The organism is Peptoniphilus sp. BV3AC2, assembly GCF_000478945.1.
In the GTDB taxonomy this organism is placed as follows: Bacteria; Bacillota; Clostridia; order Tissierellales; family Peptoniphilaceae; genus Peptoniphilus_B; species Peptoniphilus_B duerdenii.
Window position 1 is genome coordinate 232,338 of record NZ_AWXD01000008.1, and the last position, 25,949, is coordinate 258,286.

Here is a 25,949-nt window from a genome sequence, read left to right on the forward strand (position 1 = left end):
ATATTATAGAATATATTAATATTGAAAATAAGAATTTATAAATTATTATAAGGAGGATTACATGGCTGATTATAGCGCATTTGATATATTAGGACCTATTATGATAGGACCAAGTAGTTCCCATACTGCTGGAGCTTGTAGAATCGGAAAGACCGCCCTTAACATCTGCCCAAAAGGATGGAAGAGCGTAGAATTTATCCTTCACGGTTCATTTGCTCACACATACAAAGGACACGGCACCGATGTGGCGCTTGTGGGAGGTATCCTAGGATATGAAACCTATGACGCAAGACTTAGACATAGTTTTGATGACGCTAAAGAAAAAGGCGTTGACTTCACTTTTAAGACAGCAGATCTAGGTGAAAAATACCATCCAAACACAGTTAAGATCATATTCCACTACGACGATCATGACGAATATGTAATCGGTTCTTCCATAGGCGGAGGAGCAATTGTAATAGTAGATATAAATGGTATAGAAGTTGAATTTAGAGGAGAGTTCCCTACTATTTTATTGAAATACAATGAACAAAAGGGTGTAGTTGCCAACGTTTCAAAATTCTTGGCAGATGCAAACTACAATATTGAATCTATCAACACAAATAAGGATAGAATTACTAACCTAGTTACTCTAACCGTTGAAATTGATAGACCACTTGAAGAAAAGCTAAAAGACGAAATTTTGAACCAAGATAGATTCTTAGAATCTACCTACGTGGAGGTATAAGATGTTAAATACTCAAAAAGAGATCATAGATTATTGCAATAAAAATAACTGCTCCCTTGCGGATTTAGTTCTTCATGAAGAGCTTAAAAATCCACATCAAACAGAAGAAAGTTTAAGAGCTGGTCTACTTGAAGTCTTAGAAGTAATGAAGAATTCTTCTCATGATGCTCTTGAAAAGAGCTACACAACAAGATTTAAGATGATAGACGGATTTTCAAAAACTTTCAACGACTACAGAAAAGAAAAAGAAACTATCTGTGGCGACTTCTTGGTACATGCTATGGCGATGGCATTTTCAACTTCTGAAACCAACGCTGCAATGGGCAAGATTGCCGCAGCTCCTACTGCTGGATCTGCAGGAATTATGCCTGCTGCCATGTCCAGTATGAGAATTAGATATAATCTTGATGACGATACAATGATCCGAGGCTTCCTTGCATCTATAGGTATCGGACAAATAATCGGAAACTATGCTACCTTTGCAGGAGCTGAAGGTGGATGCCAAGCCGAATGTGGTTCTGCATCTGCTATGGCAGCCGCTGCAATAGTTGAGATGTTAGGTGGCAGTGCCGAAATGGCTCTTAACGCTGCAAGCATTACAATAATCAATGTAATGGGTCTTGTTTGCGATCCAATAGCTGGACTAGTTGAATATCCATGTACTTTCAGAAATGCCTCTGGAGTTATGAATTCATTTATCTCTGCCGATATGGCCCTTGCTGGTATTAAATCCATCGTTCCTTTTGAAGAAACCGTACAAGCAATGGGTGAGGTAGGACATATGCTTCATGAATCTCTAAGAGAAACAGGACTTGGAGGTATCGCTGGTACCAAGACCGGTCAAGCAATAAGGCGTGAATTCTTAGGAGACAATGCTTAAGAGAAATTTTTATTTAGGAGAATCGATATGAAAAAGTTAGGACTAATACCTCGTTTGATAATCGCAATCGCCCTAGGTATTGTAATTGGAGCCTACTTACCAGTAGCTAGAAAAGAAATAACAACTATATTAGTTACAATCTCTGGACTATTCGGTAAATTTTTAAGCTTTATTATACCACTTATGATAATTGCATTCGTAACAAAAGGTATAGCAGATCTATCAGAAGGAGCTGGTAAACTACTTCTAGCTTCTGTAATCATCGCTTATCTTTCAACACTAATCGCTGGTACACTTTCTTATACAATGGCTAGAAACCTATTTGGAAACTTTGTAACTCCAGAATTAGCTGAAAAGATTCAAGCAGCAACATCCGAAAGCTTAACACCACTATTTGAAATTCCACTAGGACCAATCATCGACGTAACTGCAGCGCTTGTACTTGCATTTATGATGGGACTTTCAGTTTCTATCCTACGTCAAAAAGGTTCTGGAGATGGCTTCTACAAGCTAATCAACGAATTCAACGAAATTATAGTAATGATTCTTTCAAATGTAATCATTCCACTACTTCCTTTATTCATTTTAGGAAACTTTGCTAACATGGCTTATTCAGGCTCTGTATTTGCAATTTTAAATATTTTCTGGAAGATATTCATTTGTATTATTATTCTACACATTCTTTACATTTCACTTATGTTTATCTGTGCAGGAGCATACACAGGCAGAAACCCATTCTCATCTCTTAAAAAAGCAGTACCTGCTTATTTAACAGCTGTAGGAACTCAATCTTCTGCTGCTACTATCCCAGTAAACGTAGAATGTAACAGAAAAATCGGTGTTACTAAACAAATAAGAGACTTCGTAATTCCACTATGTGCAACAGTGCATCTACCAGGATCAATGATTACACTTACATCTTGTGTATATACACTTCTTACAATGTATGATATGCCACATAGCTACGGACTAATCGTTAAATTCATTGCTATACTAGGTGTTGCAATGGTAGCTGCACCAGGAGCTCCAGGTGGAGCTGTTATGAGTGCTCTTCCATTCTTACCAGTAGTTGGAATCGCTAGTGATTCACCAATGGCTACAATTCTAATTTCACTTTATTTAACTCAAGATAGTTTCGGAACTGCAGCAAACGTAACTGGTGATAACGCAGTATCAATGGCAGTAGAAAAAATCTACTACAAACACATTGTTAAAAAACCTATTCCAAACATAGCTGACGAAGAAGACGAAGCATTAATCTAAAAAATTAATAACGATGGATTGTGGGAAACCATTTAAAGAGTAGATTCAATCTACTCTTTTTATTTTTTTGTTTTTGTGCTAATAGTTATTAAATATTTTGTTATGGAGTTTAGATCTCTTTAATTTTTCAAAAAACAAAAATACATCGATTTTAATTTCTTTGTCGTAAAGAAACAATCATAACAGCTTTTATTTTAAAACTTTATCATAGAAGTATATTGATAAAGTTTATCGTCAAGAGTATAATTAAGTCAAAGAAAAATTGTTATTAATGGATAGGACTTGTACTTATATTTTAAAAAAAAAGAAGGGAGTTTTATGATTAAGGTTTCAGATTTACATAAGTGTTATGGTTCAGGACAAGGAAGGATTGAAGTTCTAAAGGGAATTGATTTAGAATTTGAAGATAAGAAAATAATTTGTGTTCTTGGCCCATCGGGGTCAGGAAAATCAACGTTTCTAAATATTTTAGGTGGCATCGAAAATATTGATGGAGGAGAAGTTGATGTATTGGGCAACAAATTGAGTAAGATGTCAAAAAGAGAATTGGAAAATTATAGAAGAGAGTACTTGGGTTTTATTTTTCAGTTTTATAACTTAATAAGTGACTTAAATGTCTTTGAAAATATAGAGGTTGGAAAATTTTTATCTAAGAATCCAGTGGATATAGAATATTTGATTAATGAACTTGGTCTTACTGATCATAAATATAAATATCCAAATGAAATTTCAGGAGGGCAAGCACAAAGAACATCAATAGCAAGGGCAATTATAAAAAGACCTAGACTTTTAATTTGTGACGAACCTACCGGCGCTCTAGACTATGACAGCGCAAAAGATGTTTTAAGGATAATAGAGAAGCTTAATAGGGATTATGAATCCACTGTAATTATAGCCACACACAACGTTCAAATTGCAAAAATGTGTGATTTGATTTTATCTTTGCATAATGGAAAGATAAAGAGCTTTGAAGTTAATACAAATAAGCTTTCGGCAAAGGAAGTGGTGTGGTAAATGAAAAATCCTATTAACAAGAGAGTTTATAGACAGATAAAATCTAAGCCTTTCAAAGTTATTCCTATTTTTATTTCGTTGGTATTTATAGTGGTGTTTGCATCTTCATTTTTCATATCTCAAGAGTCTATTAAGAATCTTTATTACAGTCAAATTGAAAATGGTAAGGTAGAAGACGGAAACTTCACTACTATTTATGAATTATCAGATGATTTAAAAGAAAAAATAGAAAATCTGTCTATAAAGCTATATGACAATTTTTATTTCGAATCCGATGCTAAAGACAATAAGAGTTTAAGAGTTTTTAAAAACAGAAAATACATAAATAAAGCTCAAATTTATGAAGGTAGGCTTGCACAATCTGAAGATGAGATTGCAATTTCTGCAAACTATGCAAGAGCAAATGATTTAAAGTTAAATGATGGTATTGAAATAGGAGGTAAAAATTTTAAAATTACAGGTCTTTTTTCAGTTCCAGACTATTCATCACTTCTTAAAAATAGAGATGATCTGGTTATGGATATTGGATATTTTGGAGTTTGCCTTTTAAGTGATTCAGGATTTAAAAAATTTTCCAATGAAAAGATAATATACAATTACTCTTATCATACTGATGACAATTTAAACGAAAGAGAAGCAAAGGAAAAACTAAAGGAGATTTCAAAGGTTATAAACAAAGAAAACTTGATGATTGATGGCGTTACAAGGTTTGATAACAAACGTATTACCTTTATCATTGATGATATGGGTGGAGATGTTCCAACTATGACCTTGACATCAATACTACTTTTTATTGCAATTGCGTTTATAAGTGCGGTGCAAATAAAGAGTTTGATAGAAGAGGAAGCTCCGATTATTGGAACTCTACTTGCATCTGGATATAGAAAAAAAGAGCTTTTACTTAATTATATGGCAATGCCACTTTTCGTTGCCCTTATATCATCACTAGTAGGAAATATAATTTCATATACTTATCTGTATAAAAAATATGCAGCCCTTTACTACGCATCCTATGACCTGCCAAAATTCGAAGTGACCTTCACCGCCCGCTCATTTCTCATTACATCTTTTTTACCAATGATAATCTACTTGGTAATAAATTATCTTGTAATTAGCAGGAGCTTACAATTTAGTCCTGTGAATTTTTTAAGAAGAAACTTAAAAAAGACAAAGAAAAATACAAGGCTAAAACTAAAAAATATTTCGTTTTTAAGAAAATTTAAAACAAGGATTATACTTTCCAACAAATTAAATTTCATAGCTCTTTTGTTCGGAGTATTTTTAGCAAACTTAATTTTAGTATTCTCACTTTCTGCAAAGCCTGTGTTTAATATTTATGCTAAAAATATGCAAAATGAGATGAAGTATAATCACATCTATTTTGTAAAGCAAAAGGAAAACAAAGATGTGAATGCGGATGTCGCAACAGTGGTTAAATCAGAATTGGTCGATAGCGATGACAAAGAGATTCAATTCTATGGGGTAGAAAAAAATAGTAAATACAAAAATCTAAAAGTAGAAGGTTTGAAAGATGATGAAGTTATAGTTTCTTCTGGATTTTCAAAAAGATTTAATTTAGAAAAATCAGATACATTTAGGATTAGAGATAGCTACAACAGCAAGATAAAAAATTTAAAAATAAAGGAAATAGACAAAGACAATAGTCTGTTTCAAATATTTACAAGTAGAGAGGCTTTAAACAAAATAATTGAAAAGGACAAAGATTATTTCAATAGTTACATGTCAGATGAAAGGTTGGAAATTTCAAAAGACAATCTAATTACTGAATTAAACAAAAATGAAATGTCAAAATTTATGGACCATTTCCTAGACTCCTTTGGAGTTGTATTTTCAATGTTGATAGTAGTCTCCTTAACATTTTATTTTATACTAACCTCAATGATTTCGTCATTAATAATAGATAAGTCAAAGGTTAATATAACATATCTTAAAATTTTCGGATTTAAAGATAGTGAAATTTCAAAAGTTTATATAAGCACCATATTTTTAATATTAATAGTGTATCAGATAATTTTAATACCTATTTTGGACAAGCTCATAAAGTATATGCTATTTATAGCCATGCAAAAATTTGATGCATATTTTGATATTCCAGTTCCAAAATCAATATTTATATTGGCCTACGTACTTAGCATAGTAACATTTGTACTTGTTCATCTAGTAGAGAAGATTAAAATATCAAGGCTTAATATGGTTAAAGAATTAAAAATAATAAACGGCTAAAAAAATGGACTGACTTCGTAAAGAAGCTCAGTCCACTTTGTTTGGAACAAAAAAACTGTTGGTGTTATGAATAAAAATATCAACCTCAACAGTTTTTAAAATTCTTTTTAATCCATTGAAAAAAGACACCGAATTCGATGTCTTTTGCTAATTTTATTTTTATTCTTTAATTTAAATTTTTTATTTCAAAATTATTTTACTAGTTTTCTTAAAATCTTAATCTCATGTTCATATCCGTCTAGCTCGTTTGGAGTTTCTAGATACATTGGGATCTTTTGAAGCACTGGATGATTTACAATTCTTTCAAAAGTTTCTATTCCTAGTGAGCCTTCACCTATCTTTTCATGGCGATCTTTTCTCGCTCCCAGTGGATTTTTTGAATCATTTAGGTGAATCGCCTGTAATTTTTCTAGACCAAGTACTTTGTCAAATTCTTCAAGCACTCCATCTAAATCATTTACAATATCGTATCCTGCTTCAAATATGTGACATGTGTCGAGACATACATAGATATTATCTCCGTACTTTGATGAAGATATAATACTTTGTAGCTCTTCGAAACTTCTGCCGATTTCTGTTCCCTTGCCTGCCATAGTTTCAAGAAGTACCTTTGTGTTCATCCCGTCCCAAAGCACGCTATCCAAGGCTTCTACTATTAGTCTTGTGCCTTCTTCGACCCCTTGACCTACGTGAGATCCCGGGTGAAGATTGTAGAGATTTCCTGGAAGTAGCTCCATCTTCTTTAGATCATCTTCCAATATTATATGGGCTATCTCCCTGGTCCTTTCCGTCTTCGATGCAAGATTCATGGTGTAAGGCGCATGGGTTAGGATCGGTCCCATATTATTTTCTTTCATGAATTTTTTAAAATCTTCTAAATCTTTTTCGTCGATTGCCTTTGCTCTAGCTCCTCTAGGATTTCTCATAAAATATTGAAAAGTGTCTGCTCCTATGGATTTGGCAGTCTCTCCCATATTTAAAAATCCCTTTGAATATGAAACATGTGGTCCTATTCTAAGCATTTAACCTCCTATACTTCTGTAAAATAGATCACCGGTTCTTCGTAAGGATGGATAAGTGTGATCAAATTTTCCACATTTTCCCTTTCTGAGCTCTCTATTCTAAATTCGATTTTTATTTCTTCAACCTTGGATATTTCTCCAATCCTTCCAATGTATGGAGCTGCACCTTCCTTCGGTCTGAAGTGACCTAAAACTTTGCAGCTTGCGTATACATAGTCGTAATTGTTGTAATTTAAATATCCGTGTTCGTTAAGCTCATTTACAAGCTTAGCTTCAAAATCTTCTGGAATATATACTTCAACTTTTAAATATTTCATAATCTCACTCCATTGCCTTGTTGGAAATCCAGCCTTCATAAGTTTTGCCATTTTCATCCTTCGCCTCTACGAAGCACCAAACTCTTATGTCTGATTCCAACTTGGTATCTTTAATATATAAATCTGTATTTGAATTTAAAACTTGTACTATTTCTGAATCCAAAGAAGGTCCCTTCCTTAGATTAGCCTTTCCAATCTTAACCTTTTGATAGGTATTTAGAAGTGATTTGGCTTCATTGGATAAATCCGCCCTGCTCTTGTCCACTTCTTCCTTTTTTTCCTTTTCATCTGCATCTTTATCCTCTGAACCTTCCAGGTTTAAGCTAATGGGTTCTATATTATCCGTAGCGTTAGCCTGTAATTTCATAAGAATAGTCGTTGCGTTTGCAGAGTCTGGTACCACAGCAAGGAAATCTTCCAAGGTCTTTATCGCTTCTTTGACCTTGCCTTCATCTTCCAAAGCTTCCGCCTTGTCTAAAAATATTCTTTCAAGATCTAGTATTTTGTCTTGAGCTTCCTTGAAATGTTCTTCGTCTTTTTCGCTTACCTTTTTAAATTTTTTCGCAGCTTCAAGATAGTCGCCCTTTAAGATGCTGTCGTTTCCTTCGTCAAAAAGATTCTTGCTCTTTATAAGTTCTTTGACATTTGAAACCTTGGTCTCAACTTCTTCTCTTTTGAACTTTTTATTTATCTTTTCATATTCCTTTAAGGCATCTTCGTACTTGCCTTCTAAGACTAATTCATTTGCCCTCTCTAGGGTCTTTGCATTTTTTTGAAAACCGTAGTACTTGCCACCGACAAATGCAATGGAAACAATTAACACAGCGAGTAGAAGTACTTTAAATGTAGTCTTAAAGATCCTTAAAAATATACTCGGTTTCTTGTAATTTATTCCAACAGGCTCTTCATTTACCCTTTCAAGTTCTACAACTTCTGGGTTCGGTGCCACCTTGGTAAGCTGAGTCTGGGTATATGTTGCGCTTATGTTTTCTCCTTCTAATCCATTTGCAATCTCATCTTCTGTGAGCATAGACATAAGTTTTAGATTTATTAGCGGCTCTGTCAAATTATTTAGGACGAAGTTTTTGTTTCTATTGCAATTTCTGCACTCCTCGTCCTCTTTTGTATTAGTAAAACCACAGACGCATCTCCAACCATTGACGGTATTTTCGCCATAGGTTGTGATTTCTTTACCCAAAATATCTCTGATTTTTTTAAGTTTTTCGCCTGTGATGACAGGAAGTATAAAGCTCTTTTTATTTTCAGATGAGAATTTAGAAATCTTGCCATCGTCAAAGGTTATGCTCTCTACTCTAATCTCCACAGATCTTGCATCATAAAATCTTTCGTCAAGTAGGAAAGGTTTTATGTAGTAGACGATGTTTGGAAGAGCCTTCATCCCTTGAGTTTGAAATAGCCATTCCAAACCGCCGAAGAGATAGTTGTCCCCTGCATCTTTGAATCTTACTTGAAAAACTACACCAACTACCGCATTTTTATATATATTTAAAACATCAATTGCAAGGTACATTTTTTCTCCGTGGAGAAGTTCTGCTCTTACAATCTGAAAATCTTCTTCTGGATCAAGATTAATAGTTGTGGGAAGTGTTTGAAAAATATCCATCAATGCCTCCTTCGTATCTTGTAAATATTATATAATAAATATCGCTATATTTAAAGGTTTGTTTATGTTTCGTAACCTTTAGATGGCATAAAATCCATAAATCCATCTCATAAGATACATATATTTGAGTACATAAATATTAATTTAGTAACAGGATAAATCTCTATAATGATAAAATTTAGATTTTAATATATAATATAATTGGTTTATAAATTAGGAGGTTATATGAAAAGAGAAATTCTGGGCGAAGAAATCGCCTACGATGACAATCAAAAAGACGCTCCTGTAATTTTTTTAATACATGGAAACATGTCCGCCAAGGAATGTTTTTACAATATAGAAAAATATTTGGGAGAAAGAAGAATAATCGCCTTTGACCTACCAGGATTTGGCGATTCAAGTTTTAACTATTTTTACTACAGCATAGATCAACTAGCCTGGGTGTGCTATAGATTTATTAAATCATTTGGAATTAAAAAATTCGACATCCTCGGATGGTCCATGGGCGGAGCAATAATTTACGAACTTTTTAAAACTAGGCTGGAAGAAAATATCGACCACGCCATATTTATATCCGCAATGGGAATAAACGGAGTCAATCGCTTGGACGACAACTACAAAAGTTTCTTAGACACTATGCACTTAACGAATATTCCGACAGAAATCATGAATGGCATCACTGTCTACCAAGAAGAGCTTAGAAAACTATACAGTCTAAAACCAAGCTACGAAAGCTCCTTCACCAGAGAAAGCATGAGACATATGCTAAAGAGGTATGTCTTTAACGAAAAGCACGATCACCACACATTGGAGAGAAGCACCAAGCTCGCCCTCAAACAGAGAGATCCGATGGATATCAACAAAGCCATCATGAGCTACACATATAAAGGCGAAACTGTACCCAAAATAAAGAAATTATTTTTACACGGATCAGAAGATAAGGTGGTAAGGCTAGAAAAGATTGAAGAAACCTATGAATTTTTCAAAGACAGCAGTACCCTTAAAATAATACCAGGCTACGACCACGGCATGGTGGTTACTCACGCGAAAGAGATATCAGAAGAAGTAAACAAATTTTTGGAGAACTAAGATGAAAGCATTAATATTTAACGACAAATTAAAAGAATTGGCAGAATATGGAAAAGATCTGGGCTACGAGACATTCCACGTGACAAACTCGGACATAAAATCTGGCAACTATCCTAATGACGTAGACATCATCTGCGGAGGAATGGAGTTCAAACTTTTAAATAGAGAAAAACTAAAAGAATTTAAAAATCTAAAATATATATTTTTATACTCAGTAGGCATCGACTACATGGATTTGGAATATATAAAGGAAAAAGGCATCATCCTCTGCAACAACCACGGCGCATATAGCGAACCGATAGCAGAATGGATTGTCTACAATATCTTGCAAATAGAAAAACAAAATAAAAAATATCTAGAACAACAAAGAAATCACATTTGGAAAAGGCTCGAAGAAACAGGCACCCTCTATGATAAACACGCATTGTTTTTAGGCACAGGAGCCATCGCAAAAGAAACACTAGTAAGGCTAAAACCATTTGTAAAGACCATCACAGGAGTAAACACCAGCGGAAGAAAAGTGGAAGGCTTCGACGAAATAGTTAAAAACGAAGATTTAGAAAAAGTGCTACCAAAGATGGACTATGTGGTATCATTTCTTCCAACAACAGAAAAAACTTATAAAACAATAGATAGTAAGTTTTTTGCCAATATGAAAAAAGGATCATCATTTATAAATATCAGCCGTGGCACAGTGGTGGATGAAGAAGCACTATTCGATGCCCTTAAATCAAACCATCTAAAAGCAGCAGCACTAGATGTAGTATTTAAAGAACCACTAGATGAAAAATCTAAACTTTGGGATTTAGAAAATATCTACATCACTCCACACACCTCTGACGCATCAGAAGATTTCCTTAGAAGAAGAGCAAGATCAGCAGCGGAAAATCTAAAGAGATTAAAAGAAAAAGAAGAACTAATAAATATAGTTGATTTCGAAAAAGGATATTAGAACTATTAAGCGGCACTCGCCGCTTTTTTTGTTGGGAATTTTGTGCTTTTAGATTTAAAACTTAGGACTTCTTGAAATATTTTCACTTGTAAGGACTTAACCATTAGGGGTTATACCCGTTCGACTACAACGGCAAAGCCGTCTTCGCTCAGGGTGACTGCCTTCATTAGTATTACTTACTCTATATATTATTTTTCAATGCAAAATTAAAAGCCTCTATACAGATAAAGCACAATACAAATTTCGTGAATATAATCTTTAAACTTTGCTATAACCTACCTAAGCAACTTACGTGATTTTCCATGAGGCGTTAAAAAATTTGGGTGTCTGAGCGTAGCGAGTTCCCAAATTTTAGCCGAAATGTGAAAATCACTTCCCTGATAATGCGAGGTGGGCAGAGGGAGCTCGAGGGGGATGGGAGGAAACTGCGAGTCTCGTTCGTAAAACCGCAGGTTTTTCGGCGAGACGTTAATTTCCTCCCGCCCCCTCGTAAAAGAAAAATGGAAGGAGAAAGTATAGGGTTAGAGAAGTGTAAGATATTTATTTTAATTTTTTAAAATTATTTCATTTGCAATGACTTGACCCTTGGAGGTTATACCCGTTCGACTTCGACGGCGATGCCGTCTTCGCTCAGGGTGACTGTAGTTGGGAGATTTTTGAAAAAATATTTGGATAGGTTAAGTTAAATATAGACCAGATTCTTCTATTTCTATTACTTTTTAATTTCATTTAAAGATGACATCTTCCCCATCCAAATAAAAAAATCCCTGGTTTCCCAAGGATTTTAAATAATCTCTAATTATTTTTCTTTTTTCATGTCTATTGAATATAGATTGTCATCCTTTTCGAATTCAACTTTGAATCCTAATCCTTCGAATGCTCCTCTTAGTGGAATATAAGTTCTGTTGTCTTTAATCATTGGTGCTACATCTAGTTCAACTTCTTTTCCATCTACTAGGATAGTTTTATTTCCAATAGTCATTTCAACTTTTTTGCCATCTAATTCTGCTGTTACTTTCTTAGATTCTTTATCCCATTCAACTTTTGCTCCTGCTTTTTCAAGGATTGCTCTAAATGGTACAAAGGTTCTGTTTTCCATAACGAATGGTTCTGCATCTTCAAATACTACAACGTCATCGTTAAGAGTTACTAAGAACATAGGTCCTACATTTGTTCCAAGTGTTCCAAAAAGTTCTTCTTGTGTAAATATCTTTGCATCTTTTGGAAGTTCTACTTTTACTTTGTCATCTTTTACAGTTTTTGAGTTAGATTCAACTGAGATTACTCCTACTTTATCAATTTTAAATTTGAATGATAGGTTTTGTTCCATTGAATCTTCGCCAAATGTAGTTTGGAATTTGAATTTTGCATCTTTTAAATCTTTTTCAGATTTTATTGATTCATTTATTGATTTTGCATCTATCTTAGCTAGTTCAGCTTTTACTTTGTCTGCAGTTACTTCTTTGAAGCCCATCTTGTTTGCCATATCTGCAAGAGTTGGAGCGATTTTATCTTTATTCTTAGCGATATTTTCCATTGCTCCTGCGATGTCTTTTACAGCATCTTCCATGTTAGCTTCATAGGTGTAGGTATTTTTTTCTACCTTCATTTCCTTTGCAGCTTTGAATCCATCTAGTCCATCTTTTACTAGCTTGATCATGTCTGCTTTAAATTCTTCAGATTGTACGTATGCTTGAATTTTTTCTGTTTGTACGTCTTCTTTTGTATTTGTAGTTTCAAGTCCTACGTATTCTTCTTTTACGTCTTTTAATGCTCCTGGTGCAAAATCTTTTGCAAGGTCAAGTATTTGTGATTTCTTAACTATGAATTTGGTTCCGTCCGTGAATACTGTTAAAGCTATTTCATCTGGAATTTCGATTCCCTTAAGAGCATCTTTTCCTTCTGTTTTAGCTAAGTTTTCTTTGAAAGATTTAAGACCGTATTTAAGGTCAACTTTTGCCTTCATGTTGTCATTTACAGATTTGATTTCAATAGGAATTTCTGCGTTTATTTTGTTGCCTTTTTCGTCTTTTCCATCAATCTTAACTGTTATTTTACCTTCTTGTGTGTACTTAGTCCATTTTGTTGTCTTTGAAACTTGGTCTAAGTATGAAAGTGATGCAGGGCTGCATGCACTTAGAATCATTAGCAGTGAAAGTACAACTGCTGTAATTATTTTTTTCATAATTCACCTCTACGTTTATGGTAACAGATATCCTTTATCTATTCAATTTACAATTTGTTTACAATTTAAGCCATTTCTTTTTGATAATTTTCTTTTTCTAATTGATAACTGTATTATCTCTTATTGGTCTTTTATTATCATTTAGAAAGGTATATTATTAAGTTAATGATAATGGGAGGTGGGTTATGGTTATTTCATTTTTTATAGATGGCGAAAATAAAATTTCTTCTGTTCTTAAAAAAGAAGACAGATCCTACATCGAAGAATACATTAATTATTCTAACTTTGTAAATGTTTCAAACAAGGACTACTCAAAGTATGTAATCTATTTTGACAACAATTACTACAAATTAAATTCAAAAGAAGATTTTGTACTTCTATCTGTTAATTATTCCGATTATAAATCTATAAAAACGGAAAGAAAAAACAGAGATTTTATAGCGCTACTAATGATTCTAACCCTATTTTTAGCTGTGCCTAACCCTATTACTTTTTTAATTTCAATTTTAATTTTTATTTTTTTCAATCTGATTTAAATTAAATATCTAAATAAAAAAATGGCCACTTCTGTGACCATTTATTTTTTTAATCCTGTGCCTTTAATGCACTTACCATATCTACTTTTTGAAGTTTTTTGTGGAATACCATCATTATTGATAATGTTACTATTATGGTTATCGCTGCTGATAGGAAGTATGATCTCACTACCAGTTTTGGATCTAGCATAGCATTATATGGCACTACTACTTGCAAAACTCCGTAGTGGAGTATCTTTCCTACCACCATTCCAACGATTATTCCCATCACTGTTAGAGATAGTGTCTCTCTATATATATACTCTGTAACTTCTTTTGGATAGAATCCCAGAACTTTGATGGTTGAGATTTCTCTCATTCTCTCTTCGATATTTATATTCGTAAGGTTGTATAGCACCACCACCGCAAGCATAGATGATGCGACGATTATGATTAGTACTACTAGCATTATTGAATACATAAAGTTATCGAGGATCTTTTCCATGGTAGATACATCCATGGTGGCCAAGGTTACTTTGTAATCCATAAGTTTTGACACTACGCTGTCATTCATCTTCTTATCCGTTAATTTTATTAGTCTTGCGTTGGATTCATATTCTTTTCCGAAGACTTTTTCATAGTAGTCTCTATTCATAAATATGAAGTGACCTATATACATTTCTGATATTTCTGCAACTTGAACCTTGTAGGTCTCACCGTGTTCATCTTTTACTTCGATTAAATCTCCCACTTTTACTTTTAAAAGTTTTGCAATCTTTTCTGAGATGACTGCACCCTTTTCTGGAAGCTCAATATTTTTTCCTGTCCACCTATTTCGTAAGTTTATATAGTCTTCTAAGTGGTCTGTGCTTTCTGGAACGAATAGGGATATGTTTTGATCTATCTCTTTAAATTTCGCTTTGAAATTCTTGATTATAAATGAATCTTCTTCTTTTATTCCTTCGATGCTGTCGATTTTTTGGCTGAAGTCTTCGTATTCTTCCTTGTCGATATTTCTGTCGTAGATTATTCCAAGGTCAAACTTCATAATTTCATTAAACTGTTTGTCCTTTATTCCACTTACAGATCCTTCGATTCCAAATCCAAGGATTAATAATGCGCTACATCCCATTATTCCAAGGATAGTCATTATCATTCTATTTTTATAACGGAATATATTTCTTGCAGTTACCTTTTGCAAGAATGTCATTCTCTTCCAAAGCGGAGTTATTCTTTCGATCAAAATCCTCGTGCCTTCTTTAGGTGGGATTCCACGAAGAAGTGTAGCAGCGTTATTTTTAAGTGATTTTTTAAGAGTTAAGGCTGCAGTAAGTCCTGTTGATAGTAGTCCTGCTACTAGTGCAAGAAGACTTCTCATCGGATAGATCTTTATTAAAAGATTATCCATAAAGATTGTGTCTGTGGAGTAGGCGTTTCCTATGACATTGGTTAAAAATAGTGATCCTAGTAATAGTCCTATGATTCCACCGATAAATGCCGATGTCTCTCCATAGAATAAATATTTCTTTGCTATGTCTATATCGCTAAAGCCCAACGCTTTGTATGTGCCAATATTTATTCTATTTTCTTCTACCATTCTCGTCATGGTTGTCCAGCACACAAGCATTGAAATCATAAAGAAAAATACTGGGAAGATCATCGAAAGCATGTCCACCCTAGCTGCGTAGTCGAGGTAGGTGTTTATTCCTTGGTTTAAATATCTCGGTTCAACTGTGTACTCTGTAGCTCCAAGTATCTTTAGAACATCCTTAGCCTTTTCTATATCTTTTTCTGCCTCTTTTATCTTGTCATCTGCGGTAAGTTTATTTTCTTCGTATTCTTTTTCGCCGGTGGAGAGATCTCTTCTAGCTTTATTTAATTTTGATTTTGCATCTTTTAATTTATTTTCGCCTTTAATCTTTTCTTTGTTGAAGGTTTCTTCTCCTTCTTTGTAGGATTTGATTCCTTCTTCATAAAGAGTTTTGGCTGATTCTATCTTTGCTTTGCCGTCGTTGTATTCTTTTAAGCCTTTTTCGTATTCCGCTTGTCCTTCTTCCAGTTTTCTCTTGGCATCTTCGAGTTTACCTCTGTTGCCTTCTAGCTCCTTCATGCCGTCTTCATACTTTTTAAGACCTTCGTTATACTTGGCTAGATTTTCTAAGTATTCTCTCTCTCCTTCTTGGAAGGTTTCGATTCCTCTCTTAAACTCTTCCATTCCAGCTTCATACTTAACTTTTCCTTCATCTAATTTCTTACGACTGTCATCGAGCTGTGTTCTTGCTTCTTGAAGTTTGGAAATCCCTTCCTTTGCTTGTGCCATCTGAGTCTTAAGTTCTTTTAACTTAGCTTCATCTATATTTCCAATGGTTGGTAAATATTCTTTTAACGTATTTGTTATTAGACCGATTTGTGCCTTATTATTTTCTAGTTTCTTTATATTTTCTTCACCGGATTTTATGACATCGTCTAGGATTTCTTTCTGTTTCTTCGCAGCATCTAGCACTTCTTGTTTCTGTTTCTTCTCTTCTTCTGTAAGGGTTCCTGATGCGATTTGTGATTCCAAGTTTGCAATATCTTTTTCAAGATCATCCCTCTTAGCCTTCGCTTCTTTCACTCCCGCATTAGCATCTGTTATTGCCTTTTCTATATCTTTTGAATCTTCTGTTGCTTTTATGGCTGCGTCCAAAAGTTTATCTATATCGTCTATTCTCTGTGCAGTTCCGTCCAAGGTTAGACCCTTTGTGCCAGTTGCGATTTGAAGATCAGTTAGTCCATCTTGGAACTTCTTTTCACCTTCTGCAAGTTTCCTTTCGTTTTCGTCCAGTTCAGCTTTTCCATCTTGAAGTTTTTTTCCATTTTCTTCTAGCTTTCTTCTGCCTTCTTCGAGTTTTATTTTCCCCTTGTCCAGTTCAACCTTCGTGGTATCAAGTAGTTCTTTAGCTGCTTTTAGCTTAGCTTCTCCTGTTACGAACTCTTCTTTTCCTTTTTCATATTCGTTTTTGCCATCGTCGAGTTCTTTCTTTCCGTCGTCAAGTTTTTCTTTTGCGTCTTTTAGCTTCTTGTCATTTTCATCTATTTCAGCCTTGCCATCGTCAAGTTTCTTCTTGGAGTCTTCGAGTTTCTCTCTACCTTTGGAGATTTCAGTTTCGTATTCCTTGTATCCCTTTTGATAGTCCCTCTCTCCTTTTTCTAGAGCATCTCTTCCTTCGTCTAATTTATTCTTTCCGTCAAGAAGTTTTATCTTTGCATCTTCAATCTTTTCTTCTCCGTCGACAATCTTGCCTTCTATGTCTGCTTTCAAAGAGTCGAGGCGTTCTTCCGGCCTGAATTTCAAATCTATTTCTAAACTGTCTGCAGCAGGTTTTATAATATTTTTATATTTTTTGCTGGCAGTCTTTAGCCCAGATGTGTCCTCTAGGATAATTCTTGCAATGGTCGGGTCGCTATTAAAATTGCTCTTGTCGATAAAACCAAATCCCTTTAGTGTTCCCAGACCTCTCCTTGAGGATCCACGCATAGCATCTTGAGCATATTCCATGTATTCTGTAAAGCCGACGATTTTGAAGCTATACCTCTTTAAAGAATCTTTTTCATCTACTCCTGTGCCAAATTTGTCGATTTCTTTTCTAAAATTGATCGTATCTCCTATTTCATATCCTTCTTTTTCAAGATTTCTATCAAGGACAATCTCATCTTCAGATTCGACATTTCTTCCCTTAGTTAAGAGATGTTTTGAAATATTTATAGGATTTGACAAAACTTTTATCCCAAAATCCGTCCCATCTATTATGAGATCCTCGTCGTAATCTATTTGAATCTTTGAAATATTCTTTTGGCCTTCTATAATGTCCAGGTCCTTCTTCTTAAGACCCATTGGAGAATATACCATGAGATCTTGTAGGTTTGAATCCTTTACAAATTTTTCAAAGGTGTCCCTCATGGTTGGTCCTGTGGTAATAAGGCCTACAAAAACGAAGACACCTAGTCCAACTATAAGTATAATTGATATGAATTTTGAAAATGTCTTTTTAATTTCCCTAAGGGTATCCTTTTTTAGGCCATCGTTTTTCATACTACCACTCTATTTCATCTATATTCTTCGGAGTTTTATTAATCGTCAAACTTCCTAATTTCCCATCTACTATCTCAAGCACCCTGTCGCCTATTGGAGCAATCATGGTATTGTGAGTAATTATAAGTACTGTTGTATCAGTGTTTCTCGCTGTTTCTTGTAATATTTTTAGAACCTGTCTTCCTGTATGATAATCAAGAGCTCCTGTCGGTTCATCGCAGAGTAGCACTTTTGGATTTTTACATATTGCCCTTGCGATTGCAACCCTTTGTTGCTCCCCACCTGAGAGTTGTTGAGGGAAGTTATTCATCCTATCTTCTAGTCCTACGGATTTTAAAACTTCTTTTGCATCAAGAGCATTGTTTACTATTTGAGATGCAAGCTCCACATTTTCAAGAGCAGTTAAATTTGAGATTAGATTGTAATTTTGAAATACAAATCCCATATCTTCCCTACGATAAGTAGTCATTTCTTTTTCATTTAACGTGGACAGATCCCTTTCACCAATCTTAACCGTGCCTTCGTCGCATCTATCCATTCCTCCTAAAATATTTAAGAGGGTGGACTTCCCTGCTCCTGAAGGTCCAATTATAAGAGCGAGCTCACCTTTATTTATGTCGAAGGAAATATCATTGTTTGCAAGGACAATGGTGTTTCCAGCGGTAAATCTCTTGGTCATGTTCCGAACTTCTATAAATGCCATTTTACACCTTCTCATATATACAGTGCCATAGACAGTGAGGTTCACTGGAAGTGTAGCTCACCCTATGTCTAGTATTTTTCTCTATCAATATATAATCTCCAGCGGACATTTCTATTTCTTTATCATTTTCAAAAGTTATTCTTGCCTTGCCTTGGATGAGGAAGACATGCTCATTCATCGGGCTTTCCATAAAGTCTGTAGTCTCGCCTGAGCTTACTATTCTTATGATTTTTATATACCCATTCTCATAAATGGTCTCTTCAAGCTCTACGCCATTTTCTTTTCTATATTCAAAAAAATTCAAATCTCTACCTTCCTCGCTCCAAGTTTTTCCACTTGGCTTTCACTATGGGTTACGAAAATAATACTTCCATCGAAATGATTTTCAAGATATGAAATCATGAGGTCCTCACTCTCTTCGTCCACTTCCCTTATGGCTTCGTCCATTAAAAGTAGATCGCAGGGCACCAAAAGAGCACGAAGAAATGCGATTCGTCTCTTCATTCCACCGGAGAGAGTCTTAACCTTTTGGTTTAGAGTACTTCCTAGTCCGAGTTCCTCAAGTAACTTTTCTAGCTCTCTAGTTTCTTTATCCGTTACGAACTTTAAATTTTCATAGACGGTTCTATTTTCGAATAGTAGATTGTCCTGGAAGATCATCGATATTCTTACGTCGTCATCTAGATTTACTTCTCCATCGTAATCAGAAATCTCTCCGGAGATAATCTTTAAAAGAGTGGTCTTGCCTGCGCCGGATCTTCCGACTATAGCTAGTCTCTCTTTAGAATTTAATTTTAAATTGAAATCTTTTAGAATTATATTTTCACCAAAGGATTTGTTTAAGTTTTTAATCTCTAGCATCAAGACACCTCAATACAATCTTTTCCACAAGGTATGAAATCAGCACTGTAAAAATACTAAAGGTCAAAAGTTCATTTAGATCTAGATATATTTTGGATTCATAGATCCTAGTACCTAGGCCATGCTCTGGATGAGATATTACCTCCGCCGCAACAGAAGCTTTAAAAGCCATGCCGATTGCAACTGAAAGAGCCGCTTTTAAATAGGTCATAAGATGATCCATATAGATATATTTAAAAATTAAATATTTCTTCGCCCTATACATCTTCGCCATGAAGAGATATTCTTCGTCGATGTTTCTAAGTCCTTCCATAATATTTGTAAACACTATTTGAAGGCTTACGATTGAGGCGGTGAAGATATTTAAATATTTGGAACTTACAAAAAAGAGGAAAAAAACAATAAAAGAAACTATTGGTACAGTTTTAAAAATCATGACCAATGTCTTTGATAACTCCATGATAAAAGTGGATTTATAGGATAGATATGTAAGTAAAATTGCGATTATTACTCCTAAAATTATTCCGCATAGAGTAAAAGTTAAAGTATAAAAAATATCTAAATAAAATTCTCTAGTTAAAACATTTACATAAATATTTTGTAAAACAGAGAGTGGAGATACTTTAAATATCTCCACGTCTACAAAATTATACAAAATTTGCCATATTAAAATGACTGTTAGTCCTGTAAATATTCTATCTTTCGTAGTAGAATCCTTCATCAGGCAAAGCTCCTCCTATAGATTTTGGATTTACAGAGAATAAGCTTTCGTAAAACTTAGAAAGATCTTCTTTCATCTTGTCAGAATCTTCGTACATGATCTTACAATTTGGAATTGCTTTAACTGCAACATCTTCAGGGAATATATTCATTTCTCCGATTATCTTAGCAGCATCAGCAGTATTTTTATTTGCAAAATCAACGCTGTCCTTGTAGTGATCAAGGAATTTTTCAAGGCTTAGTTTATCTTCATCACTTTCAAGAGTTTGTAGATATTTGTTTGAAACTACAGTAACTCCAGCGATAAGTTCTCCAGCACCTTCGATCTTTGACCATTCATCTCCAAGAGAAATTCTAGAATCAAGACCTTCAACCTTTCCCTTTGCAACGGTTAAGAATGGTTCTGGAAGTAGAGCCACATGATCAGGATTCTTTGCAAGATCAGCTACAACTTCTGTGTGTTCAGATTTAAAATCAAAAGTTACATCCTTGTCTGGATCGATTCCATTCTTTTCTAAGATAAATCTTAGAACGAATTCAGGAGTCGCACCTTTACCAGATGCTACTATAGTCTTGCCCTTTAAATCTTCGAGAGTCTTAATAGATTCATCCTTAGATGCGATATTTAAGACTGAACCAGTGTTAATAGCTAGAACCTTTAGCATTTGTCCCTTAGATTTATTGTAAAGAATAGATGCAAGGTTTGATGGAATAGCTGCAATATCAAATTCTCCCTTTGATAGACCTGCAACTACTTCTTCCGGCGAATTTAAAATCGTATATTCATATTTGTCGTAACTATTTCCTTCGTCGCTATCTTTAAAAAGTTTTACAAGACCCATTGAAGTAGGTCCTTTGAGGGCTGCCACTTTTATAGTCTTTTGTTCGTGCTTTTCATCTTTGTAAGATGCGTTATTAGAAGCACATCCTGTAAGTAAGAGAATGGCTGCCATAAAAATAAATAGATATTTTTTCATTTTCTTTCCTCCTAAATATATTATAGTTTATTCTTTTGATATTGTCTATTAAGAAGCTACCGTGTATAATACTTTAAACGGAGGAAATTATGCTTATATTAATAGTCGGAAACTCAGGTTCAGGCAAGACCACTCAGAAAAAAATACTGACAAGTGAATACGGATTTAAAAAAATAACCACCTACACCACTAGAAAAAAAAGAGTAGGCGAACTTGAAGGAGTAGACTACTATTTTCTTAGTAGAGAAGAATTTGAAAAGAAGATAAGAGATAATTTCTTCTTTGAACATACCGAGTATTGCGGGAACCTCTATGGCACATCTCTAAAATCCATAGAAGATGCAGCAAGCTCCAAGGACAAGTACGTCCTAATCGTAGAATCAAATGGAGCTTTAGCAATAAAAGAAAAGATAGAAGCAAAAGCAATCTATCTAAAAATCCCAAGAAAAGAAATAGAAAATAGACTTAAAGAGAGAAACGATGACGAAATTTCTATCAAAACTCGCCTAGAAGAAGTTGAAAATTCAGAAAAAATATGTGATTATGTAATAGACGGAACACTTCCAATAGAAGAAGTTACAAAAAAAATATTAGAAATCACGGGAGAATAAAATGAAAATAGGATTTGGATCAGACCACGCAGGCTTTTATCTAAAAGAAAACCTAAAAAAATATTTAGAAGAAAAAGGACACGTTGTAGTGGACTACGGAACACATTCCGATGAGAGGGTCGACTACCCAGACTTTGCAGAAAAAGTTGCCCTAGCAGTAGCATCAAAAGAAGTAGAAAAAGCAGTCTTAGTATGCGGATCAGGGGTGGGTATCTCCATCTCAGCAAATAAAGTACACGGCATAAGAGCATGCTGCTGTTCAGAACCATATTCAGCTAGAATGAGCGTAAGACACAACGACGCAAATATCATCTGCATGGGAGCAAGAATCGTAGGAGAAGACCTAGCTAAGATGATAGTGGATGAATTCTTCGAAGCAGAATTCGAAGGCGGCCGCCACACAGCGAGAGTAGCAAAAATGATGAATCTAGAAAAACATTTATAATATAAAGAGACCAATGGTCTCTTTTTTTTGAAGAAATTTAAAATAAAAATAGACATATAAAATATGCCTACTTTAAACTATTTAAAACTAAAAGATTTAGTCTTAATTTTATTAAATTATAATTTTCCATTCATCTTATTCACTCTAAATAAAATGAATAAGCGCCATATATATTCCTGTTCCAATAAAAATTGAAAGCAAGAAGTTTTTCAAAAATTTAAAGGATAGGATTATTCCTGCAAAGGCAAGTGCTAGTGGCAATACTTCTGCTTTATTTGTAAAGTCGACTCCCCTTATGCAAAACACTACGAGAAGTCCCATTAGTGAATACGGGAGCTTTTCTCCAAGATAGACTATGAATCCTGGAAGCTCTCTATTTCTAAAAATTATTCTAGGGAGAAATCTCGCAATTATTGTTATTATTCCCGCTATAAAAATATAGGTCATTTCAGTCATGTTTTTCCCTCCTATATGCTACATAAAGGACGATTAAGATAATAATCATCGCAGGAAGGATGAAGTTCTTTCCAAAGATTATCATGGATATTATAGATCCCAAAATTCCAAGGACTGCTGGAAAATGGTCCTTATTTTGTTTCCATTGGCTAAGAAATATTACAAGAAATAGTGCAGTTAATATAAAATCGATTCCTTTAATTTCATAATTTATAAAGTTACCGAGGATACCTCCAAGTATTGTTCCAATAAACCAATAAGCTTGCAACAAAATTAAAATAGAAAAATAGAATTCTTCCTTCTTCATGTCACTTGGCGCTTCCGCTCCCATTATGAGCGAATAGGCTTCGTCGCAAAGAGAATAATATGCGTAAGTTTTTTTATTCCCGCTTAAGTTTTTAAATTTTCCAAGGCATGTAAGTGCATAGAAAAAATGTCTTATATTCATCATTGCAACTATTAAGATAAAAGACAAAATATCCATACCTGAGTGCATAGCTTCCACAACGACAAATTGAATTGAACCAGAATATATAATAAGGGATGTCAGTGGTGGCATCCAAAAATCATATCCAAAGGAAGATGTATATATTCCAAAACTAAGTCCAATAAATATAAATGAAATTAAAATTGGAATCGTCATTGGAAAAACTTTTTTTAAATTATTTATCATATCTTCTCCTCCTTTAAGCTAATTAGTAGTTATTATAGCATTTTAAAAATTTTACATCAAACCATCTCTTAAAAAATTTTTGTTGTCAGATAACTTTTTACCATGTTATAATAAAACGACAATTTAAATTTGACATTATTTTAACACACTTAATTTAAATTGTAATTCACTTTAAAGGAGATGTTATATGAAGAAAAAAACAGTTTCGCTAATTTTAGCGTCGTCAATTGTACTTGGTACAATTAATCCAGTGGCTGGTGCTAGTTTTGTTGTTGATAAAAATGAGGTATCAAAAATAGAATTAGCAGCGGTCTCAGAAAAAGCAAAAAATGATATTTCGTCTAAAATTAAAGACTATATCAAAATAAAAGACATCAATGTTTGGAAAGGCACAAAAGATATTAATTGGAAAGATGCAGTAGAAATAACTGGAGATAACCAAGAACTAAAAAAATATTTAGAAAATGCTAAAGTTGAAGATACTTCCAATAGAAATGCAGACAATTTTGGTACTCACAAGGGGGATTTAAAATTAACTTTTGGGGATCAATCCGAACTAGTTATTCAAGGTCAAATTTTAAAAGTTTATTCCCATGCAATATCTGCCGGAGAACAAAATTCCCCAGCGGATGCAATACTTGTTAAATTTAAACTCGGTGAAGGAGTAGAGGCTGATAAAGAGCCTAATAAGGTTATTGGTAATAAAGAAAATCCAGTAGAATTTAGTGCATATAAAATAAAACCAGGATTTGATGTTTCTAAAGATCAACACGATGCTCTTCACCAAACATTATTTAAGCTTGTATCTCCAAGAGCAATAGAAGGTTATGAAAATCCAACTTGGAAATCAGCTAGTCAAAATCCAAATGATTTTGTAGTTTCAAATGAAAATAATGTTTTTATAGCCAGTGCAAAAGTAAAATCTGCTGCACCGGAAGATAAAGATCAAAAACCCGCACCTAATCCTAACCCTGATAAGAAAGATGGGGATAAAAAAGATGAAAATAAGAACCATGCAAATCAGCCGAAAGATAATGGAAGTGTAGATAATTCTAAAAATAATAAGGCTGAAAGTCCAAAAAATAATAACAAAGGATTAAATTATCATCATCTAAATAATCTTTCTAATAAAAATTCAAATCCAAAAGTAGTTAAAAAGGATGAATCTTCAAAGAAAAAGAAAGCTACCTATGTGTTTAATATCAATAAAGATGAATTTGAAATAACAATAAATGGTACTACAATGAAGTCTAAGATGTACACTTCCCCAGTGATTAGAAATGGTAGAACTATGTTACCTCTTAGAAATATCGCAGAAGCTATCGGAGTAGAGGTTAGCTGGGATAGCAAGACAAGAACCGCATCTTTTACAAAGGACGGTTTAACTGCTTCTATCCAAATTGATGGCGATGAAATTATCTATTCAAACGGCAAAAAAGTTAAGATGGATTCAAAACCTATCATAAAAGATAATAGAATTTTAGTTTCTCTTGTAAATGTTGCAAATATTTTTGGCTTAACCAATGGAAATGTAGAAGATGCTAAAGATCAAGATATCGAATGGAACAAGGACAATAACACAGTTACTATTAAACTACAAAAATAAATTAAAAAGCAGACTATTTTTTATAGTCTGCTTATTTTTATTATTTATTTGATGATGCGTCGTAGATGGATTCTACTGATTCTCCTAGAAGTCTATCGAATTCTTCTTCTGTCATATCGTTTTGGAGTCCTTCTGTTAAAGCTCTTGAGAATGATGCTACCATTCTTCTGTTTTCTTTTAATCTTCTATTTGATTCTTCCCTTGAGTATCCGCCTGATAGTGCTACAACTCTAACTACATTTGGAAAATCGTTGAAATCATCATATAGATTTGGAACTTCTGGAAGTGTCATCTTAAACATTACATAGGTTTTTTCGCCAAGTTTTTTTAGTTCTTCTATCATGATTTCATGTAGGAACTTTTCGATTTTTTCTTTTTCTTCTGCATGAATGTCTACTTCTGGTTCGATGATTGGAACGAATCCTGCATTTGCAATCTTCTTTGCGTAATCAAATTGTTGTTTAACTACTGCTTTTATTCCTTCTTCGTTGTAGGAATAAATTACTGATCTCATCTTGGTACCGAAGATATTTCTTTCTTTTGCATTTTCTAGTAGCTCGTCTATGGATTTCATTTCCTTCATTAGCTTAACTCCGTTTTCTTCTTCAGCCAAGCCTTCATCTACTTTTAGAATTGGAACTACATTTTTTTCTTCCCAAAGAAAATCCGGTGTGTACTTGCCATCTATTTTTGAATTCATGGTTATCTTAAATAGGATTGCTGCAAGTATTTTTTCTCCGCTAAATGATGGTGATTTTATAATCCTTGTTCTCATCTTATGAACTAGGTCAAACATTTCTTCTTCTGAACTGTACTTATCTTCACCTATTCCATAAAGTCTAAGTGCCTTTGGTGTTGATCCTCCTGATTGATCAAGCGCTGCTATAAATCCTTTGTTATTTCTTAGTTTATCTAATTGTTTTTGATTCATTTCGTCCTCCTTGTACCATATTCATTATCAGTATATCACATTGGAATTAAAACTACATTTCT

At 34.0% G+C, this 25,949-nt stretch carries 24 protein-coding genes; 11 read left to right on the plus strand and 13 right to left on the minus strand.

Annotated features, from left to right (window positions below; translation table 11 throughout):
* The first annotated feature begins 61 nt into the window (after window positions 1–61).
* The 5 genes from sdaAB to HMPREF1252_RS02965 all read left to right on the plus strand — a co-directional run bounded on the left by sdaAB (window position 62) and on the right by HMPREF1252_RS02965 (window position 6,128).
* On the plus strand, window positions 62–727 hold the full coding sequence (gene sdaAB / locus HMPREF1252_RS02945) for an L-serine ammonia-lyase, iron-sulfur-dependent subunit beta (RefSeq protein ID WP_023059354.1): 666 nt from the start codon (window positions 62–64) through the stop codon (window positions 725–727).
* Between the two features lies 1 nt (window position 728).
* A complete protein-coding gene (sdaAA, locus tag HMPREF1252_RS02950) occupies window positions 729–1,607 on the plus strand; it encodes an L-serine ammonia-lyase, iron-sulfur-dependent, subunit alpha (protein WP_008901560.1) in 879 nt (292 codons plus the stop codon).
* Between the two features lie 27 nt (window positions 1,608–1,634).
* On the plus strand, window positions 1,635–2,870 hold the full coding sequence (locus HMPREF1252_RS02955) for a dicarboxylate/amino acid:cation symporter (protein WP_023059156.1): 1,236 nt from the start codon (window positions 1,635–1,637) through the stop codon (window positions 2,868–2,870).
* 318 nt (window positions 2,871–3,188) lie between these two features.
* Entirely contained in the window at window positions 3,189–3,884 is a 696-nt protein-coding gene (locus tag HMPREF1252_RS02960; protein WP_023059313.1) for an ABC transporter ATP-binding protein, read from the plus strand.
* The gene (locus HMPREF1252_RS02965) at window positions 3,885–6,128 is read left to right on the plus strand and encodes an FtsX-like permease family protein (RefSeq protein WP_023059359.1); all 2,244 of its coding nucleotides are present in this window, start codon (window positions 3,885–3,887) and stop codon (window positions 6,126–6,128) included.
* Between the two features lie 191 nt (window positions 6,129–6,319).
* On the opposite strand, the gene HMPREF1252_RS02970 is transcribed toward HMPREF1252_RS02965, so the two are convergent.
* The 3 genes from HMPREF1252_RS02970 to HMPREF1252_RS02980 are packed head-to-tail and all read right to left on the minus strand — an operon-like array spanning window position 6,320 to window position 9,091.
* Window positions 6,320–7,150, minus strand: a complete 831-nt coding sequence (locus HMPREF1252_RS02970) for a deoxyribonuclease IV (protein ID WP_023059196.1) — start codon at window positions 7,148–7,150, stop codon at window positions 6,320–6,322.
* Between the two features lie 8 nt (window positions 7,151–7,158).
* Window positions 7,159–7,524 carry a hypothetical protein gene (locus tag HMPREF1252_RS02975; RefSeq protein WP_238318181.1) on the minus strand — a complete coding sequence of 122 codons (366 nt, stop codon included), beginning with the start codon at window positions 7,522–7,524 and terminating at the stop codon, window positions 7,159–7,161.
* Window positions 7,472–9,091 carry an SH3 domain protein gene (locus tag HMPREF1252_RS02980; RefSeq protein WP_023059286.1) on the minus strand — a complete coding sequence of 540 codons (1,620 nt, stop codon included), beginning with the start codon at window positions 9,089–9,091 and terminating at the stop codon, window positions 7,472–7,474. The genes HMPREF1252_RS02975 and HMPREF1252_RS02980 overlap by 53 nt, the downstream gene beginning before the upstream one ends.
* A 225-nt stretch (window positions 9,092–9,316) precedes the next feature.
* Between HMPREF1252_RS02980 and HMPREF1252_RS02985 the strand changes: the two genes are divergently transcribed.
* Window positions 9,317–10,180, plus strand: a complete 864-nt coding sequence (locus HMPREF1252_RS02985; RefSeq protein WP_023059157.1) for an alpha/beta fold hydrolase — start codon at window positions 9,317–9,319, stop codon at window positions 10,178–10,180.
* Between the two features lies 1 nt (window position 10,181).
* The gene (locus HMPREF1252_RS02990) at window positions 10,182–11,132 is read left to right on the plus strand and encodes a phosphoglycerate dehydrogenase (RefSeq protein ID WP_023059368.1); all 951 of its coding nucleotides are present in this window, start codon (window positions 10,182–10,184) and stop codon (window positions 11,130–11,132) included.
* Between the two features lie 799 nt (window positions 11,133–11,931).
* On the opposite strand, the gene HMPREF1252_RS09210 is transcribed toward HMPREF1252_RS02990, so the two are convergent.
* Window positions 11,932–13,317: a copper amine oxidase N-terminal domain-containing protein gene (locus HMPREF1252_RS09210; protein ID WP_023059279.1), complete on the minus strand. Its 1,386-nt coding sequence runs from the start codon at window positions 13,315–13,317 to the stop codon at window positions 11,932–11,934.
* Between the two features lie 185 nt (window positions 13,318–13,502).
* Here HMPREF1252_RS09210 and HMPREF1252_RS03000 point away from each other — a divergent pair, with 185 nt between their 5' ends.
* Window positions 13,503–13,853, plus strand: a complete 351-nt coding sequence (locus HMPREF1252_RS03000) for a hypothetical protein (protein WP_023059201.1) — start codon at window positions 13,503–13,505, stop codon at window positions 13,851–13,853.
* A gap of 49 nt (window positions 13,854–13,902) precedes the next feature.
* Here the strand turns inward: HMPREF1252_RS03000 and HMPREF1252_RS03005 are convergent, their stop codons facing one another.
* From HMPREF1252_RS03005 to HMPREF1252_RS03030, 6 genes are read right to left on the minus strand one after another with little or no spacing between them, the layout of a single operon-like run.
* Complete coding sequence (locus HMPREF1252_RS03005) at window positions 13,903–17,904, minus strand: ABC transporter permease (protein WP_023059287.1); 4,002 nt, start codon at window positions 17,902–17,904, stop codon at window positions 13,903–13,905.
* A 1-nt stretch (window position 17,905) separates the two neighbouring features.
* Window positions 17,906–18,607 carry an ABC transporter ATP-binding protein gene (locus tag HMPREF1252_RS03010; RefSeq protein WP_023059216.1) on the minus strand — a complete coding sequence of 234 codons (702 nt, stop codon included), beginning with the start codon at window positions 18,605–18,607 and terminating at the stop codon, window positions 17,906–17,908.
* 1 nt (window position 18,608) lies between these two features.
* Window positions 18,609–18,911 carry a cupin domain-containing protein gene (locus HMPREF1252_RS03015; protein WP_023059159.1) on the minus strand — a complete coding sequence of 101 codons (303 nt, stop codon included), beginning with the start codon at window positions 18,909–18,911 and terminating at the stop codon, window positions 18,609–18,611.
* A complete protein-coding gene (locus tag HMPREF1252_RS03020; protein ID WP_023059364.1) occupies window positions 18,908–19,468 on the minus strand; it encodes an ATP-binding cassette domain-containing protein in 561 nt (186 codons plus the stop codon). Before HMPREF1252_RS03020 ends, HMPREF1252_RS03015 begins: the two co-directional genes overlap by 4 nt.
* Window positions 19,455–20,189, minus strand: a complete 735-nt coding sequence (locus HMPREF1252_RS03025) for an ABC transporter permease subunit (protein WP_023059417.1) — start codon at window positions 20,187–20,189, stop codon at window positions 19,455–19,457. Before HMPREF1252_RS03025 ends, HMPREF1252_RS03020 begins: the two co-directional genes overlap by 14 nt.
* The gene (locus HMPREF1252_RS03030) at window positions 20,164–21,165 is read right to left on the minus strand and encodes an ABC transporter substrate-binding protein (RefSeq protein WP_023059342.1); all 1,002 of its coding nucleotides are present in this window, start codon (window positions 21,163–21,165) and stop codon (window positions 20,164–20,166) included. The genes HMPREF1252_RS03025 and HMPREF1252_RS03030 overlap by 26 nt, the downstream gene beginning before the upstream one ends.
* A gap of 89 nt (window positions 21,166–21,254) precedes the next feature.
* Here HMPREF1252_RS03030 and HMPREF1252_RS03035 point away from each other — a divergent pair, with 89 nt between their 5' ends.
* Window positions 21,255–21,776: a guanylate kinase gene (locus HMPREF1252_RS03035; RefSeq protein ID WP_023059247.1), complete on the plus strand. Its 522-nt coding sequence runs from the start codon at window positions 21,255–21,257 to the stop codon at window positions 21,774–21,776.
* Window position 21,777: 1 nt separating this feature from the next.
* The gene (rpiB, locus tag HMPREF1252_RS03040; RefSeq protein WP_023059303.1) at window positions 21,778–22,221 is read left to right on the plus strand and encodes a ribose 5-phosphate isomerase B; all 444 of its coding nucleotides are present in this window, start codon (window positions 21,778–21,780) and stop codon (window positions 22,219–22,221) included.
* Window positions 22,222–22,365: 144 nt separating this feature from the next.
* Here the strand turns inward: rpiB and HMPREF1252_RS03045 are convergent, their stop codons facing one another.
* Window positions 22,366–22,677 carry a branched-chain amino acid transporter permease gene (locus HMPREF1252_RS03045; protein WP_023059356.1) on the minus strand — a complete coding sequence of 104 codons (312 nt, stop codon included), beginning with the start codon at window positions 22,675–22,677 and terminating at the stop codon, window positions 22,366–22,368.
* Complete coding sequence (locus HMPREF1252_RS03050; RefSeq protein WP_023059151.1) at window positions 22,670–23,350, minus strand: AzlC family ABC transporter permease; 681 nt, start codon at window positions 23,348–23,350, stop codon at window positions 22,670–22,672. Before HMPREF1252_RS03050 ends, HMPREF1252_RS03045 begins: the two co-directional genes overlap by 8 nt.
* Before the next feature lie 187 nt (window positions 23,351–23,537).
* Between HMPREF1252_RS03050 and HMPREF1252_RS03055 the strand changes: the two genes are divergently transcribed.
* Entirely contained in the window at window positions 23,538–24,956 is a 1,419-nt protein-coding gene (locus HMPREF1252_RS03055) for a copper amine oxidase N-terminal domain-containing protein (RefSeq protein WP_023059237.1), read from the plus strand.
* 40 nt (window positions 24,957–24,996) lie between these two features.
* On the opposite strand, the gene HMPREF1252_RS03060 is transcribed toward HMPREF1252_RS03055, so the two are convergent.
* The gene (locus HMPREF1252_RS03060) at window positions 24,997–25,887 is read right to left on the minus strand and encodes a fructose bisphosphate aldolase (RefSeq protein ID WP_008901540.1); all 891 of its coding nucleotides are present in this window, start codon (window positions 25,885–25,887) and stop codon (window positions 24,997–24,999) included.
* Between the last annotated feature and the right edge of the window lie 62 nt (window positions 25,888–25,949).

What these genes read in the sequence shown, in the direction of transcription:
- sdaAB (WP_023059354.1), top strand. Translation starts at nt 62, where the DNA reads ATGGCTGATTATAGCGCATTTGATATATTAGGACCTATTATGATAGGA.
- sdaAA (WP_008901560.1), top strand. Translation starts at nt 729, where the DNA reads ATGTTAAATACTCAAAAAGAGATCATAGATTATTGCAATAAAAATAAC.
- HMPREF1252_RS02955 (WP_023059156.1), top strand. Translation starts at nt 1,635, where the DNA reads ATGAAAAAGTTAGGACTAATACCTCGTTTGATAATCGCAATCGCCCTA.
- HMPREF1252_RS02960 (WP_023059313.1), top strand. Translation starts at nt 3,189, where the DNA reads ATGATTAAGGTTTCAGATTTACATAAGTGTTATGGTTCAGGACAAGGA.
- HMPREF1252_RS02965 (WP_023059359.1), top strand. Translation starts at nt 3,885, where the DNA reads ATGAAAAATCCTATTAACAAGAGAGTTTATAGACAGATAAAATCTAAG.
- HMPREF1252_RS02970 (WP_023059196.1), bottom strand. Translation starts at nt 7,150, where the DNA reads ATGCTTAGAATAGGACCACATGTTTCATATTCAAAGGGATTTTTAAAT.
- HMPREF1252_RS02975 (WP_238318181.1), bottom strand. Translation starts at nt 7,524, where the DNA reads ATGAAAATGGCAAAACTTATGAAGGCTGGATTTCCAACAAGGCAATGG.
- HMPREF1252_RS02980 (WP_023059286.1), bottom strand. Translation starts at nt 9,091, where the DNA reads ATGGATATTTTTCAAACACTTCCCACAACTATTAATCTTGATCCAGAA.
- HMPREF1252_RS02985 (WP_023059157.1), top strand. Translation starts at nt 9,317, where the DNA reads ATGAAAAGAGAAATTCTGGGCGAAGAAATCGCCTACGATGACAATCAA.
- HMPREF1252_RS02990 (WP_023059368.1), top strand. Translation starts at nt 10,182, where the DNA reads ATGAAAGCATTAATATTTAACGACAAATTAAAAGAATTGGCAGAATAT.
- HMPREF1252_RS09210 (WP_023059279.1), bottom strand. Translation starts at nt 13,317, where the DNA reads ATGAAAAAAATAATTACAGCAGTTGTACTTTCACTGCTAATGATTCTA.
- HMPREF1252_RS03000 (WP_023059201.1), top strand. Translation starts at nt 13,503, where the DNA reads ATGGTTATTTCATTTTTTATAGATGGCGAAAATAAAATTTCTTCTGTT.
- HMPREF1252_RS03005 (WP_023059287.1), bottom strand. Translation starts at nt 17,904, where the DNA reads ATGAAAAACGATGGCCTAAAAAAGGATACCCTTAGGGAAATTAAAAAG.
- HMPREF1252_RS03010 (WP_023059216.1), bottom strand. Translation starts at nt 18,607, where the DNA reads ATGGCATTTATAGAAGTTCGGAACATGACCAAGAGATTTACCGCTGGA.
- HMPREF1252_RS03020 (WP_023059364.1), bottom strand. Translation starts at nt 19,468, where the DNA reads ATGCTAGAGATTAAAAACTTAAACAAATCCTTTGGTGAAAATATAATT.
- HMPREF1252_RS03025 (WP_023059417.1), bottom strand. Translation starts at nt 20,189, where the DNA reads ATGAAGGATTCTACTACGAAAGATAGAATATTTACAGGACTAACAGTC.
- HMPREF1252_RS03030 (WP_023059342.1), bottom strand. Translation starts at nt 21,165, where the DNA reads ATGAAAAAATATCTATTTATTTTTATGGCAGCCATTCTCTTACTTACA.
- HMPREF1252_RS03035 (WP_023059247.1), top strand. Translation starts at nt 21,255, where the DNA reads ATGCTTATATTAATAGTCGGAAACTCAGGTTCAGGCAAGACCACTCAG.
- rpiB (WP_023059303.1), top strand. Translation starts at nt 21,778, where the DNA reads ATGAAAATAGGATTTGGATCAGACCACGCAGGCTTTTATCTAAAAGAA.
- HMPREF1252_RS03045 (WP_023059356.1), bottom strand. Translation starts at nt 22,677, where the DNA reads ATGACTGAAATGACCTATATTTTTATAGCGGGAATAATAACAATAATT.
- HMPREF1252_RS03050 (WP_023059151.1), bottom strand. Translation starts at nt 23,350, where the DNA reads ATGATAAATAATTTAAAAAAAGTTTTTCCAATGACGATTCCAATTTTA.
- HMPREF1252_RS03055 (WP_023059237.1), top strand. Translation starts at nt 23,538, where the DNA reads ATGAAGAAAAAAACAGTTTCGCTAATTTTAGCGTCGTCAATTGTACTT.
- HMPREF1252_RS03060 (WP_008901540.1), bottom strand. Translation starts at nt 25,887, where the DNA reads ATGAATCAAAAACAATTAGATAAACTAAGAAATAACAAAGGATTTATA.